This window comes from Bacillus sp. A1 (assembly GCF_042296235.1).
Classification (GTDB): domain Bacteria; phylum Bacillota; class Bacilli; order Bacillales; family Bacillaceae; genus Bacillus; species Bacillus velezensis.
Window position 1 is genome coordinate 1,938,808 of record NZ_CP141181.1, and the last position, 15,745, is coordinate 1,954,552.

Sequence of the window (15,745 nt, forward strand, 5' to 3'; positions counted from 1 at the left end):
AACATTTGTTCAGTGAATCATATCTACTCCTGGGCTTTCTTGAGATTGCTAACAACATTTGTACAGGCCCATATACTGTTTCAGAGTTTCATCCGCCACGTAAACCTCCTTGTATTGCTGTTAAGATGATAAAAGCGGACATCGTTGCTGATGTCCGCCTAAAGCTTAACTAATTGGGTTCTGTTCCCCAAATCAGTTTTCCTTGATGATATAATGTGATTTTTTTCGTTGTTTTAAACGTATTTGATTGGAAAAAGGAATAATCGCCGCTTTGTGCATAATTGCTCCAGTCATCGTTGTGAAGACGAAGCTGAATATTCCCTGTGCTTGCTCCCGGTGACAGTGTTCCTGTTTTAAACCCCAGTTCCAGATAGGTATCTGCACCTTGCTTAGGTTTATGCAGCGTCACAAATTTGTGGGTCAGATTGCCGCATCCAATCTGCGCGTAGTCACAGTCAAAGTTTTGGCCTTTGTTTTTCGCGTTATACCAGTAACGGGCAGTGACACCTTTTAAATCCACCGTCGCATTGCCGTTATTTTTTATGTGAAGCTGCGGGCGGATTTGATTGCTGTTCACACGCCCATCCCCTGCTTTGTATTGTACAGAAATGCCTTTTTCCTGTGTGGGGTTATCTTGTGCTGGCGTTTCAGGGCGTTCTTTCGTTGAATCTTTGTAGCTGCAAATGTTTTCTCTTACGAATGTTCCTGAAGCAGTTAAATCTGTAAGCGGCCAGCCGCCTGTTTTAGATGCTCCCGGCTTTAAAGCCGAGGATGATTCCTGCTTATCAGAAAGATTCCAGTTCACCCAGCTGATGTTCTTGCTGTCGAGATAATTCAGCCATTCCCGCGACTGGCCAAGGAATACACCGCCATTTCCAGACGCATCGCTTGTTCCCCATTCCGTCACGAAAATAGGCGCTCCTTTGCTGAGTGCGTAGTTTGCTTTATCCCGTAAAGATTGGCCGTGTGTGCCGGCATAAAAATGAAGCGCGTACATGACGTTTGCATCTTTTAGCTGATCATCTGCAGCATCATTCACATCCTGGCTCCACGTACCGGTTCCGAAAATGATGATGTTGTCTGGATCATTTTTGCGGATAACGGAAATCACTTCTTCCGCATACGGTTTAATATCACGCTTCCAGTTCACGTCACCGTTTGGTTCGTTTGCAATTTCATAAATGACGTTTGGTGTGTTTCCGTAAAGACTTGACATCTCCTTGAAAAATTCTTTTGCCTTCTCTTTATTTTGGTTTGGGTTGCCGTCATTTAAGATATGCCAGTCAATGATGACATATATCCCAAGTTCTTTTGCCGCTTCAACCGCTTCTTTTACTTTATTTTTCACGGACGGGTTGTCAATATAACCGCCATCTGCCGTATACATCGCCGCGCGGAAAACGGTGATGCCCCAATCGTCTCTCAGCCATTTTAAGCTGTCTTTATTGACGAAATCGCCATACCATTGCAATCCATGTGAACTGATCCCTTTCAGTTGTACCGTTTTGCCGTCGCGGTTTACGAGTTGTGTACCTTTTATGCTAAGCTGACCATTCTTGGCTACTGGCGTTTTTGTCCCTGCTGCAGATGCCGGCGAAGGCAGCAAGCCGCCCATTGTCAATACCGCAATCAATAAACACGTAATAAAAATAGAAATTGACCGTTTCATATCTGATCTTTTCCTCCTTCGCATCATTTTGGCTCTTCACTTCTTATGAGCTCGAACTCATTGTAAAAATCTTTCTCATGATTGTCTATCAACCTAATTTCTTGTTTTTGAGAGGTGTAAAAGCCTGTCAATTTGCTCTATCTCTATTGAATAAGACATACCTGACACATATAGAACAAAGAAAACCGGACTGAAACGGGACTTTACACGTCATTTTTCAATCGAATCCAACGTAGACACGCTGAATGTGATGAGTCTCAATATGGCATTGAATCTTATGATTGCTGTAAGAAGACGAGCCCTTGCCCGTCCTTGTTAATGTAAGGTTGATGTAAGGTTTGGATTAATACGGGTTAAGGTTGGAGTTGTACAATAAGATTGTACTTCAGTGAGGGATTCAGCCAGAAGAATTCCCCTTCAATAAATCATAGAGGTGAAAAGGTTTGAGAGAAAATAAAATTTTGTCTTCATTATGTTACTTCAGTATATTTTTTGCGCCGTTTCTGTTTCCGATTATCGTCTATTTCTTAGGACAGGACGATGTGAAATATCATGCGAAAAAATCTTTGTGGACGCATCTGATTCCTTATTTGATTTTTGGAATTGGCATCATCGCTTCAGGTTTACTTGGTATGAATGACATCAGGCACGCCGGGCCTTTCCTGCTTGCGACGTATGCTGTTACATTCCTTGTGGCGATCTATTTTTTCATTTGGAACATTGTCAAAGGAATCAAAGTATTTTCGGAGCAATAGGAAAAAACGGTTCTGTTATTAATCAGCAGAACCGTTTTTTTGTATAGTCATTATGATAATTGTATATCTATCGTTGTCCCTTCTCCCGCGGTGCTGTGAATGGTGATGTCCCCTCCGTGCTTTTGGATAATATCCTTTGCTATGGCCATTCCAAGACCAGAGCCTGCATGCGTCGTTCCTGTATTTGTCCCCCTGTAATAGCGATCAAACACTTTTTCCAGCTCCTCTTCTTCTATCCCTTTGCCATTGTCCTTAATTGTCACATGAGTCCGTTCTTTTTGTTCAAGCCGTACAACGATCTTCACATCAGGATCATTGTGAACGAGGGCATTTAAAATGAGATTCGTGACCGCTCTCCGAATCAATATCGCATCAAGATTCAGCATCAGCTTTTCCAGGTTCGTTTGAAGCTCAATGGACTTATCCGCATATCTAGAATCGTTTAACATATCAATTAACGTTTCCCGCAGCAGCGATACAAGGTTTACCCGCTCTGTATGTAACATCACATCGTTGTTTTTCAGCCTTGTCGTTAAATTTAAATCTTCCATCACATCTTTCATATAGAGGGATTTACTCTCAATGATCTGGGCGTACTCTCTGATCTGTTCGACTGTTAGATGATAATTTGGATCTTGGATGATTTCTGCATAGCCTTGAATAGATGCTAATGGTGTTTTAATGTCATGAGAAATATGACTGATCCACTCTTCACGCATTTGCTCTAATTTATCTTTTTCTTTTTTGCTTGAAGATAGTTGTTCCGATAAATGATTGACATTATAGAAGACATCTTTATAAATGCCTTTGGTTTTCATTTTGATCGTATAATCTCCATTAGCTAACCGCTGGATTCCTTGAATGACACGGCCGAGCGGTTTTGTGAGCTGCCGGCTGAATAGATAGCCAATGAGTAACGCGATCAATGCATCTATTGATAATAATATGATGGTCCCTGCATTGAACTTCGTCACAAATTCCTTGGTATCATATGAGAGGACATACTTTCCGAGAGAGGGATTTTTAAACCCTATAAAATAACTGTACTCCTTGCCGTTCACTTTTTTTCCGCCGGCGTAAATGGTTGATAATAATTGTTCATCCTTATATTTATGTAAATTTACAATTTCAATAGGCGTATATTTTTTCTTCAGTCCTTTAGGTTCTCTATCATGATAAACATCCTGTCCGTTTTCATCTAATATTTGAATCCATGCATTCTGCTCTTTTAAAGCTTTTTGGCCCTCTTTGTTTACTGTGATACCATTGTTCGATAACGTGACATATTGTCGGAATGATCTTGTGAAAGTTTCCGGTGTACTTTCTTCGTCATGTTGGGTGTTCGCCTGGAAAACGAGCCAAAACATAAAAATAAATAAATTAATGAAGACTGTAATGATGGTCACTATGATGACAGATACCATGTATCTGCCTGTTAATCGCCAATTCATCCTTACGCATCCTTTACAACAAATTTGTAGCCTAACCCTTTCACAGTGACGAGAAAGTCTGGTTTTGATGGGGTGTTTTCTATTTTCTCACGGAGCCTGCGTATATGAACCATCACCGTGTTGTCAGAACCGAAGAAATCTTCTCCCCATACCGCTTGATAGAGTGTTTCTTTACTGATCACCCGATTGGGATGCTGCAGAAAATAGGTCATAAGCATAAGTTCTTTAGGTGTTAACTCAATAGCCGCTCCATTTTTGGTGAGCTCGGCTTGTTGTTGGTTTAATTCAAACGGCCCTTTTTTTATTACGGTTCCGGTTTGAGAAGGCTGTAAGTAAGAGACCCGTCTCAGCTGCGCTTTGACTCGATATGCAACTTCCTTAGGGCTGAAGGGTTTTGTAATGTAGTCGTCCCCGCCGATGGCAAGTCCTACAATTTTATCCGTTTCCTCCCCGCCGATGGCAAGTCCTACAATTTTATCCGTTTCCTCCCCCTTTGCAGACAAAAAGATAATAGGAACGTGTGAAATGTCTCTTATTTGCTTGCAGATATCATAGCCTTCACCGTCTGGCAGCATGATATCCAATATCACCAGATCGGGATTTTCTTGATGAAATTGAGCCAATCCGTCACGGGCAGTCGAAGCGGTCACTACGCGATCAATGCCTTCTCTTATTAATACGGTTTTGATCAGTTCCAAAATTTCTTTTTCATCGTCTATGATTAATACTTTGCTGTGAAGCCGTGACATATATTGATCACTCCTTGAAGTCATTGTCATTATTATACCCAATGTCCGTGTATCGTTAAAAAAATCAACACTTCTCTCCCACAGAAAATAAGCCAATTTTCTTTTTCGAGTAAGAAAATTGGCTTATTGCAATGCTGATGCCTTTAACGCTTTACAACAAATGTTGTCACGCTTTGAGCCGGAAGATGGGCCCAAAAATGATTGTCCGTTACTTTGAGATCCGTTCCAGATTGAAGATTGCTGCTGCTGCTCGTGATCCATCTGGATACTTGCGAAGCAGTTCCATTCTGCAGTACAAAGTTTTGGTTGACCCCTGTGTTATTTTTATTAATGGCAACAATCACGACTTTATTGTCTCCTTTATAGGCTGACACGTAAACATTCGGTTCAGGATTTTTCGTTGCATCAATCCTTACATAGCCAGGGCGCACAAATTTTGAGAAATGAGCCATATTGTATCCGCGTTTGCTGATCATCCCATCTTCTTTCATAGGGCCGTATGATCTGCGGATGTACCACCACACATAAGCTTGAAAATCTCCCTCTACCATTGAATGATGAATATGCTCTGAAACACCTAAAGCTTCAGGCCAGCGATCCGCTGAATTGTTGTCACTATTCGGATAGTATACCTCCGTCATCCATAGCTCTTTCCCTCCTCCTTTTTGTTTGAAAAGAGGATAAGGGAATTGGCTGACCTGAGTGCCGTACAGGTGGGTTCCGAGGATATCCATATTCCTAAGCGCCTGCGGATCGTTCAAAATGGGGTCCGATATATTTTTCAGGTATTGAAATGATTCTGGCGCAATCACACGGGCATTAATCGAACCGGCATTCTCTCTCATGAAACGCAGGATTTCTTGGGGCGTCCACCATGTCCATTCGTGAGCGTAATCAGGTTCGTTTTGCATAGAAATCGCATACAGATTCACACCATTACTCTTCATGAAATTAACGAAATCGTTAAGATGCTGCGCGTATGCGGCGTACTTATCGTTCCTCAGCCGCTTAGCTGATGTGTCACCATTATGATTGAAAGTCTCAACCATATCGTTTGGCGGATTCCAAGGGGAAGCAAAAACGATTGCTCCATGTTTGATCGCACTCTTTGCAGTCTCCACTTCCTTGTACCAATTATTTCTATTTTCATCTACATGAATTCTTAAGACCGAAAAACCTAACTGATTCTGTCCATTGCCAAAAGCGGTCTCCCGTTGAGGCGCAGTCAAATCTCCAATCCAAGCCGGGTGGTTCATTCCTCCAAAACCGCGAATCACTTGTCTATCTGCAGATATATTAACTGTTGCATCACTTGCTGCTGAAACTTCAGTAACTCCCGGTCCTAAGAGCATGACGGACAGCATTGTGAAACATACCAATAATACACAAATTGATTTTTTTACGCTCGACATCATTTTTCCCTCTCCTTCATATGTCGTTTATGGACAAAGAAAACGTACCTTTGTCTCCCTTTGCTTATCTTTGTGTAAACTGCCAGTAATCAACATTAAACAAGTTTCCTGTACCAGTTCCGGTAAATACAAAGAATACGTTGTGAACACCGGATGCGCCGCTTACCGCAGTTTCTATTTCTCTCCAGGATTGCGTTCCGCCTGTCGAAGGGACATTCAAGGTTCCGACAAGCTTACCGTTTGCACTGTCTAGCCGCACTTCTATTTTTCCGCCAAGAGCGGACGCTACATTTGCTTTGAACGTCTTGGCACCGCCTGACCCGAAGTCTGCATTTCCAACAGCAATCCAGTCTCCGTTATGAATGTTTGTGACATGTTGATTATTGACCGGCCCGCCGGGTGCTGAGGATGCCTCTGTCAAAATCCGTCCGTTCCAGGCAAACGTTTCCGCTTCTACCCGGTGATACGGATTCAAGTTGGATAGCTGTTTGACACCTGCAAAATTTGCCGCTACCTCTTGCAGGGAGCCATCTGGATTATGCACAAGCTTATTAATATGGGGAGAACGGTATCCTTTGCCGGCCCCGTAAAGAGCGGAGCTGACAGTTTGAGTATGATACACCACATACCACTCGTTTTTAAAATTGAAAACAGCATGGTGATTGTTCCCGCCGCCTCCGAAAAATGCTCTCGGATTTTTCAGAAAGTGCCCTCTATACGAAAAAGAATCCATAGGACTTGAGCTGGTCATATAGCCGATCTCACCTGGAGGTTTATCGGCCGGGTGAGCGCCCCCGAAATTGATACAATAGGAATAGTAATATTTTCCGTTATACTTATGCATTCCCGAATCTTCAAACATAAAAGGCGCATCAATGGTCGATGCACTTCCGGCAACACTCGTCATATCAGGCCCTAATTTCATGACTCTTGCTGTTTTAGGATTGGCCCATTGCCCCTGTGCGGGATTTGAACCGCCCGGAACGCCTCCGCCGGCATATAGGTAACCGGTACCGTCATCATCTACGAATACTGCCGGATCAAAAAGCCATACAACACCGGACATTCCTGGCGTATTTGGCGTTACCAGCGCTTTTCCGATCGGATCTGTCCATGGGCCGGTCGGGCTGTCTGCGGTGAGAACCCCGATACCTCCGCCGCCGTTTGCGAAATAAAGGAAAAATTTATCCTTACCATTGATCTTTTTCACCGCGGCTGACGGGGCCCATGATGCTCCTGCCCATTTGGCAATCCCCCGGCCGCCATTCGCCCCATTGGCACCCGCTGCGGGAATCGCTCCGTGATCTGTCCAGTTCACCATATCCGCTGAAGATATGACGGATATTTTATTCAAATTGGCAAATGAATTATCCTTAATCGTGCCGTCGCTATTATATTCATAGTCATCGCTTGACATATAGATATAGACTCTTCCGTTATAGGTCAGCGCAAACGGATCTGCGCCCAGATGATGGTCGATAAGCGGATTTGAATTCCCGGCATGTTTTGCAATTGGAGTGCTTACCGCATTCGCATATTCCCCAGGTAAACAGCTCAATAATAAAGCAAGAATCAATAAACATACGCTGCACTTTTTCATCAGCTTAACATCCTCCTGTTTCCGCATATTAGGTTTTTAAAAAATATGATAACAACAGGTCATGAAGAATGCGTAAAATGAATGATTTTTAGAGTGAAAACGCTGCAAATATCTGACCCTCTTTTATGAAAAATGCCGCCGATTGCAGTCAGCGGCATTTTTCCCTGGATCATTTACATTTTGTCAAACTTCGTGTCGCCGGCAAACGATCCTATTGACAGTTGTTCTTCAAGAACAAGTCCGTGATGATGCCGTTCTTCAATTCTTTTGATAATAGATCGAATTGCATCGGTATTTTCTTCGATATTGTGAGGGTCAAAGATCGTCACATGGTCTCCTTTTAATTTGTACTCAAGGTAATGCTGTGCGGTTGATTGCGTCCATCCTCTATCGGTCAACTCGCCGCATTGAAAATGATGAATGTTGGCGTTCACCGCGCCGGAATTGATCAGTTTATTGTGATATGTGAGATAGCTTCTGATTTTATCCTTAATGGAAGGAATGGTTAATAATTCTCTATAATAATCCGGAATGATATCCAGATTCCGATGAATGATCTCTTCGGTTTCCTCTTCCGAAAAATAATTCACCGAAACGGCTCTTTTAGAATCAAGCATCATAATGTCCGATACGATGCGTCCGCGCTTCTCCAAGGCTTTGGCAACCTCAAAAGCCAAATTCGATCCCGAGGAGTAACCGAGTAAAACAAAGGGCCCTTGTTCCTGAATGCCTATCATGCTTTCTGCATACCGGTCAACGATCTCTTGCTCGTAAGACGGCTCTTCTAGGAAATCAGCGGCATAGACGGTGCAGCGGCCGTCAAGTCTTTTCGCCATTTCATTATAGACCAGCCCGTACCCGATTAAAGGCGGGAAACAGAACACAGGGATTGAACCGTTCTGATTCATCTTGACGAATACGTTATCCGTCTTGGACTCGAAAACTGCCGCTTGAATGGCGCGTGCCATTGTTTCGATGGTAGGAAAATCGTATACGGCTTGATAATGCATTTTGATTCCCATACGGTCGTTGATTTGATGAATAACTTGCAATACTTTGAGCGAATGGCCGCCAACGTCAAAGAAGTTATCTTTAATTCCCGGGTCGCTGAGTGCTAAAATGTTCTTCCATATCTCGGCCAGCTGCTTTTCAATTAACGTTCCGGGCGCTTCGTATTCGGTTCCGGTGAGCCTATTTCCCTCAGGAGCCGGCAAAGCTTTTCGATCGATTTTTCCATTTGCGGTTATCGGCATCTTCTCCATTTGTACAAAGTAAGCCGGTATCATATAAGCGGGCAGTTTGTTCAGTAAATGACGCTTCAGCTGCGCCGTATTTAATGAATCGTCTCCTGACAAGTAGGCGCACAGCTGCTTTGAGCCCTCTTCTTCAATCGCGATGACGACCGATTCTTTGACAGATTCCAGTTGCAATAAAGCCGCTTCGACCTCGCCAATTTCAATCCGGTAGCCCCGGATTTTCACCTGATGATCAATTCTTCCCAAATACTCGATATTGCCGTCAGGCAGCCACCGGGCGACATCTCCCGTTTTGTACATTTTTTCGCCTGCGGCAAACGGGTGTTCAACAAATTTCTCAGCCGTTAATTCCGGGCGGTTCAAATATCCTCTGGCCAGTCCCTCTCCTGCCACATAGAGCTCGCCCGGTATGCCCATTACCTGAATGCGCTGATATTCGTCCAAAATATACGCTTGCAGAGTAGGAATAGGTTGTCCGATGTTGCTTCTGCCCTCGTCGATTTCCCGTTCCGTGATTTCTTTATATGTGACATGAACGGTGGTTTCGGTGATGCCGTACATATTGATTAATTGGGTTAAAGGATATTTAAGCTTCCAGTCTTTCAAGAAGGATGGATTTAACGCCTCTCCGCCAAATATGATTTTTCGGATGTTTAAATTGGATTCGGGATCTTCTCTCTCCTCCTGCATCAGTTGATAGAAATAACTCGGCGTTTGATTTAAAATGGTCACAGCTTCCGATTTTAACAATTGCAAATACCTTTCCGGGTTTTTTGCTATTTGTTTTGGAACAATCACTAATTTGCCCCCATACAGCAGCGCTCCGTACATTTCCCATACTGAAAAATCAAAGCAGAAGGAATGAAACAAAGTCCAAGTGTCCGATGCGTTAAAATCAAAAACATTTTTGTTGTTAAATAACAGACGAACCACGTTTTTATGTTCAATGAGCGTGCCTTTCGGATTCCCCGTTGTTCCTGATGTATAAATAACGTAGGCTAATTGATTTGGCATCACGTTCAGATTGAGATTAGATGCTTCGGCGCCGTATGATGACGGATCGTCAAGGAAGACAGTATGACTTTGATAATCGGTATCTTCCAGAAGATGATGCTGCAATAATAAGATAGAGACGTTAGAATCCTCAAGCATATAATGGATGCGTTCTTTCGGATAATCCGGATCGATCGGTACGTAAACGCCCCCGGCTTTCAAAATAGCAAGGATGCCTATCACCATCTCCGGTGAACGTTCCGCCATAATGCCGACAAGATCCTCGGCCTGAAGTCCTTTGGCAACCAAGGTTCGGGCCAGCTGATTGGCGCGTTCATTTACTACCCGATACGTCAGCTTCTTATCTTCAAAAACAATCGCCACGTGCTCCGGCGTTCGCTCCGCTTGTTCTTCAAACAATTGATGAATCGTCTTTTCCTTTGGATACTCCGCCGCCGTATCGTTGAACTTGTCTATCAGGAGCGAACGTTCATCCGCTGTTACGATATCAAGGTCTTGTACGCGAATTTCCTGATCGTCCGCCATTTGCTTCATAATTTGCATGAAATGCGTCTGCATCCGTTCGACACTTGCTTGATCATAAACATCGCGATTGTATACAAAACGAATGTCAATTTCTCCATCCGGCATCACGATAAAAGTAAAATCGTAATGTGTATGTTCTTCCATATGAAAATCGAGAATGTCTAATGCGTTGTCATCCTGCTTCATATGTTCTATTTGTTTCTCAACCGGGTAATTCTCAAATACCATAATATGATTGATCAACTGCTGCTTTTGCTCAGTTTGAGCCTGAATGTCATACAGCGGAAATGTATCATATTTTTGAGAAGCCAGTGCCCGCTCCTGATTCATTTTCAATACTTGTGCAGCTGTCATTTCAGGCTGCGTATGAATACGTACGGGAATAGTATTGATAAATAAACCGACCATGGTTTCAATTCCCGGAATTTCTGCCGGTCTGCCGGATACGACCGTGCCGAAGACGACATCCTGACTCCCGTTGTATCTTTGCAGCAATAAGCCCCATGCGGTTTGTATCCATGTATTGACGGTGACTTGCTGGCGGCTTGCGGCCTGTTTGATTTCGTCTGTGAGCCGCTTTCCTAAACGAAACTCATGCTCACCTTTTTCGTATCCTTTCGCTTGGCCGGAAGATTGTTCTTGTAACAAAACAGTTTGCCCTTCATAACCTTCTAAATAGTTACGCCAATAGGCTGACGCCTGCTTGTGGTCTTGTTGATCCAGCCATTCGATATATCGGCTGTATGGAGTGACGGTTCCCCGCTTCGGCTGCCTTTGCTCGAGTATCGCATAATAGGTTTCAAACACTTCTTTCGTAACAAGAGGCAAACACCAGCCGTCCATTAAAATATGATGAAAGCTCCATATCAATCGCGCTTGGTCTTCCTCTGTCCGCAGGATCGATACGCGCATTAAAGCATCCCGGGTGAGATTGAATCCCCGCGCCTTATCTCTTCTTGCAAAATCGGCAATAAACTCGCTGCGCTGGTGACTGTTCATGCTGCGAATATCTTCAACGGCCGTTTCAATCGGCTTTTGCCGGAATACAATCTGTAAAGGCTGATCTTTCCATTCTGTATAAAAAAGAGTCCGAAGAATGTCATATTTTTCGGCAAGATGCGCCAAACTCATCCTGAATGCATCGATATCCAAGAATCCTTTCAGATCAAAAGCGGCTTGTTCAAAGTAAGCTTCGGAAGCCGAATCGATCAAGCTGTGGAACAACATTCCTTTCTGCATCGGGGTTAATGGGTATATATTTTCAATGTCACCGAGATGACTCGTTTGCTGCACAAATTGATCCAATTCACCGATCGTTATACCTTTTAACGAAATATCGCTTGGCGTCAGGTGAATTTGATCTTGAGCATCACAATGTGCGATGACTTGCTGCAGGCTGTTTTTTAAGAGATCGGCACAGGCTTCCATTGTTTCTCTCTGATATTGTTTGCCGCAATAGCTGATGGCCAGCGACAATCGGCCGTCTGAAATCATGCCGTTGATATCAAGTGTATAGGTCAAGGGACGGTTGTCACTGGCTGTTTTCCCGCTTGAGTAAGGGGATACCTCCATCTTGCCGTTCCGGACATCTTGATCAAATTGACCCAAATAATTGAAACGTATTTCCGGATGTCCGGTCCATTCATGTGCCTTCGGGTGATCGGATAAATATTTGATCAGGCCGTAACCTATTCCTTTTTGGGGGATCTGACGCAAATTTTCTTTCACTGTTTTAATCCGCCCAGGGATATCCTGATCAGCTTTGATTTGAAGCGAAACCGGATATAGGCTTGTGAACCATCCCACCGTACGCGAAATATCGAGATCCGGGATGATAGACTCTCTGCCGTGTCCTTCAAGATCAATGAGAATGTCTTCATGTCCGGTCCAACGATGAATAGCAATTCCCAGACCGGTCAGTAATAAATCATTCATATCGGTCGAATAAGCCCGGTGAGCGTTTTTTAATAAACGTTCGGTTTCCTCAACGGTCCATTGAACGATGACCGTTTCCCGGTCTTTGGCCAGACCGATCTCCTGTTCATTGTCCTTTGGCAATGTATGCTGCGGATTATGTTTCTGTCTGAACCAGTATTGATTTTCCGCTTCGAATTCCTGACTTTCTGCATAACGATTCAACTGTTCAGCCCATAACAGGTAAGAGTCCGTTTTCTTCGGAAGCCGGATCGCTTCGCCGTTTTGGAGCTGCTCATAAGCTGCCGCTATATCCTCAAGTAAAATCCTCCACGATACGCCGTCGATGACCAGATGATGAACCGCAATCAGCAAATGATCTCCCTCTTGACACCGGAACAATCCTAGTTTCATGAGCGGTCCTTCGGCTAATTGAATGGATTGCTGAATCTCATTGGAAATGGTTTCTATCGTCTGGGACACATTTTTTTCTTCGCGTAATGAGATCACTTCAAGGCTGAACAGATCACCTTCTTCGATCCCCCGATTTCGGGCTTCATATCCATCTTCTGTCGGAACATAGACCATGCGCAAAGCATCGTGATGCTCTGTGATCTTCTTCATGACGTCCCGAAGCTTTGATTCATTCAGTCCCTCTTTCCAATAAAGCATAACCGCTTGATTATAATGGTGTAATTCCGGGTATTTCAGGTCAAAAAACCAATGCTGAATCGGTGTCAGCAGCGCCCGGCCTTTAATTTCTCCTTGTTCTGCGATTCGGGTTACCGGCTCTACGTATGGAACAAGCTCGGAGATCGTTGGGTATTTAAACAAGTGTTTGATTTCAAACTTATACCCGGCTTGGTATAATCTTGAGGACACTTGAATCGACTTAATGGAATCGCCCCCCAATTCGAAGAAATGATCTGAGATTCCGACCCGTTCTAAGCCTAAGACCGACTCCCACACCGCGGCCAGTATTTTTTCCAGTTCTGTTCGAGGAGCTTCATAGTTCATGCCTGTAAGATTCTCTCTTGGAGAAGGAAGGGATTTACGGTCTATTTTCCCGTTGAAAGTAAGCGGCATCTCTTCCAGCTGAACGAAATACGCAGGTATCATATAGGATGGAAGCTGCCGGGACAGCTCTTCACGGAGTTCGCCTGCAGTTAAAGCATGTTGTGCGGTATAATAGGCGCACAAGGATGTTTCCCCATCGATTTCCCGGGCGATAACGATGGCTTCTTTGATCGCCGGCAGCTGAAAAAAAGCGCCTTCGACTTCGCCGATTTCAATGCGGTAACCTCGGATTTTCACCTGGTGATCAATCCGGCCCAAATACTCGATATTGCCGTCCGGCAGCCATCTTGCCAAGTCTCCCGTCCGGTATATCCGTTCTCCTGCTGCAATCGGATGGTTTACAAACTTCTCGGCCGTCAGTTCGGGACGATTCAAGTAGCCCCTTGCAAGCCCATCGCCCGCTATACACAGTTCTCCCGCCACACCGGTCGGCTGCATATGTTCCAAATCAGCATGTAATATATACAATTGAATGTTGGAAATCGGTTTGCCTATCGGAATCGATGCATACGTTTCTTCCGTCTGGCAATCAAAGTATGATACATCAATTGTTGCCTCAGTCGGTCCGTACAAGTTGATGATTTGAGCCTGGCTCACCGACGTGATGATGCGTTTGAAGCCTGCGACATGTACAGGCTTCAAAGCCTCACCGCTTGCAAACACATGTCTTAATGACGCTAATTTTTGTTTCAACATCCCGGTTGGCTTCTGATCCATGGATTCCAAGAAGGCATGCAGCATCGCCGGTACAAAATGCATTGTGCTGACACCTTTTTGTGCAATTGTATCTAAAATCAGCTCGGGATTCTTTTCTCCTCCGCTTGGCAGCAGCACCAGTTTAGAACCTGCCATCGTCCACCAGAACAGTTCCCACACTGATACATCAAAGGTGATCGCAGTTTTTTGCAGAATCGCATCCCGCTCATCGAGAGGGTATTTTTCCTGCATCCACACCAGCCGATTGATGACCGACCGGTGCTCAACCATAACCCCTTTCGGCTTCCCCGTTGAACCCGATGTATAAATAACATAGGCCAGATGATCCGGACCAGCAGCCGGCTCTACATCCGACCTGTCTTCACAAAAGTTTTGCGGATCTTTCATATCCAGCACTTTTCCCGTAAAAGGTACTCTCTCTTGCGATTGATTCTGCACGAGTAACAACTTCGTATCCGAATCCTCCAATATGTATCGAACCCGTTCCTCGGGATAGCCCGGGTCAATCGGTACATACGCCCCGCCGGCTTTCAAGATCCCGAAGATCCCTACAATCATATCCAGGGAGCGTTCGGCCATAATCCCGACCGGCTGATCCGGATGCACGCCTTCAGATTGCAGTGTCCGAGCGAGTTGATTCGCCCTTTCATTCAATTCACGGTACGTCAGACGGCTATCCTCGTAGACAACAGCCGTTTGATCAGGGGTACGTCCCGCTTGTTCCTCCAAAAATTGATGAATCGTTTTTTCTCTTGGATACTCTGCAGCCGTTTGATTATAGGCGATGAGTTGATTTGTCTCTGAGTCTGACAGAATATTAAGCTGGCGGATCATAAGGTCGGGTTGGAATAACAAGATCGAAAAAATCCGGTTTACATGTTCGATCACTTGCATCATATACTGGAGATCATAAGCTTGTTCATTATAAGTTAACTTTAAATGAATCAAATCATTTTCTATGGAAAACTGAAATAACGTATCAGCAGCGGCCGTTTCTATAAAACGAATGGGGTGAAGCTGATCTAGTGATACGATCGTGTGGATCATTGGCAAATGATTTGAATCGTAGTTCAGATTTAATGGACCGGCCATTTTATCGAAAGGAACGTGCTGATGTAAGATGGCTCCGTTCAGCGTATGTTTAAATTCATTAAATATGGATTTAAACGTGCCATCCGCATTTATGTTTTGTTTGATTAACATGACTTGATCTAAACGAAGGTCTTCATCGGTTTCGTCTTCAAAGGTCGGAACACCTACAATAACGCCCTCTTCCCCCGTATATTTGTACAAAAGACACTCGATTCCGACCAGGAGAACCATATAAACGGCCATTGGCGATTTATTCGTCATCTTCATGATGCGCAGGGATACATCGGAGCTCAATGAACTGTGAATACGGTTGGGTGCACTCGGCGCATCGTGCTCTATTGTTGAGTCCGACATTTGAAACGAAGGGATTGCACTGGGACGATCTTCCGCATCGAACATGCTGCTCCAGAACAACTCCTGTTGCTTAAATTCTGACATTAATATCCCTCCAGTAAGTTTTAGCCGGCTGATGGCTGTCCTCGTAAAAACACCATGCCGGGGACAGCCGGTACCG

General features: G+C 44.3%; 7 protein-coding genes. 1 reads left to right on the top strand and 6 read right to left on the bottom strand.

The window, feature by feature from the left end:
• Positions 1 to 169 precede the first annotated feature (169 nt).
• Complete coding sequence (locus U2H13_RS09595; RefSeq protein ID WP_376700789.1) at positions 170 to 1,669, bottom strand: cellulase family glycosylhydrolase; 1,500 nt, start codon at positions 1,667 to 1,669, stop codon at positions 170 to 172.
• Between the two features lie 443 nt (positions 1,670 to 2,112).
• Between U2H13_RS09595 and U2H13_RS09600 the strand changes: the two genes are divergently transcribed.
• A complete protein-coding gene (locus tag U2H13_RS09600; RefSeq protein WP_017417895.1) occupies positions 2,113 to 2,424 on the top strand; it encodes a DUF4870 domain-containing protein in 312 nt (103 codons plus the stop codon).
• A gap of 50 nt (positions 2,425 to 2,474) precedes the next feature.
• Here the strand turns inward: U2H13_RS09600 and U2H13_RS09605 are convergent, their stop codons facing one another.
• The 5 genes from U2H13_RS09605 to bamC all read right to left on the bottom strand — a co-directional run bounded on the left by U2H13_RS09605 (position 2,475) and on the right by bamC (position 15,669).
• Positions 2,475 to 3,875, bottom strand: coding sequence for a sensor histidine kinase KdpD (locus U2H13_RS09605; RefSeq protein ID WP_021493397.1), 1,401 nt, complete (start codon positions 3,873 to 3,875; stop codon positions 2,475 to 2,477).
• Positions 3,876 to 3,877: 2 nt separating this feature from the next.
• A complete protein-coding gene (locus U2H13_RS09610; protein WP_376700790.1) occupies positions 3,878 to 4,624 on the bottom strand; it encodes a response regulator transcription factor in 747 nt (248 codons plus the stop codon).
• 143 nt (positions 4,625 to 4,767) lie between these two features.
• A complete protein-coding gene (locus U2H13_RS09615) occupies positions 4,768 to 6,039 on the bottom strand; it encodes a glycoside hydrolase family 30 beta sandwich domain-containing protein (RefSeq protein WP_121984449.1) in 1,272 nt (423 codons plus the stop codon).
• A gap of 61 nt (positions 6,040 to 6,100) precedes the next feature.
• Positions 6,101 to 7,639 carry a glycoside hydrolase family 43 protein gene (locus tag U2H13_RS09620; RefSeq protein WP_233662561.1) on the bottom strand — a complete coding sequence of 513 codons (1,539 nt, stop codon included), beginning with the start codon at positions 7,637 to 7,639 and terminating at the stop codon, positions 6,101 to 6,103.
• Positions 7,640 to 7,809: 170 nt separating this feature from the next.
• Positions 7,810 to 15,669, bottom strand: coding sequence for a bacillomycin D non-ribosomal peptide synthetase BamC (bamC, locus tag U2H13_RS09625; RefSeq protein ID WP_376700791.1), 7,860 nt, complete (start codon positions 15,667 to 15,669; stop codon positions 7,810 to 7,812).
• Positions 15,670 to 15,745: the final 76 nt, after the last annotated feature.

Excerpts from the sequence above, each read along its gene's own strand:
- U2H13_RS09610 (WP_376700790.1), bottom strand. The coding sequence starts at position 4,624 with ATGTCACGGCTTCACAGCAAAGTATTAATCATAGACGATGAAAAAGAA.
- bamC (WP_376700791.1), bottom strand. The coding sequence starts at position 15,669 with ATGTCAGAATTTAAGCAACAGGAGTTGTTCTGGAGCAGCATGTTCGAT.
- U2H13_RS09605 (WP_021493397.1), bottom strand. The coding sequence starts at position 3,875 with ATGAATTGGCGATTAACAGGCAGATACATGGTATCTGTCATCATAGTG.
- U2H13_RS09615 (WP_121984449.1), bottom strand. The coding sequence starts at position 6,039 with ATGATGTCGAGCGTAAAAAAATCAATTTGTGTATTATTGGTATGTTTC.
- U2H13_RS09595 (WP_376700789.1), bottom strand. The coding sequence starts at position 1,669 with ATGAAACGGTCAATTTCTATTTTTATTACGTGTTTATTGATTGCGGTA.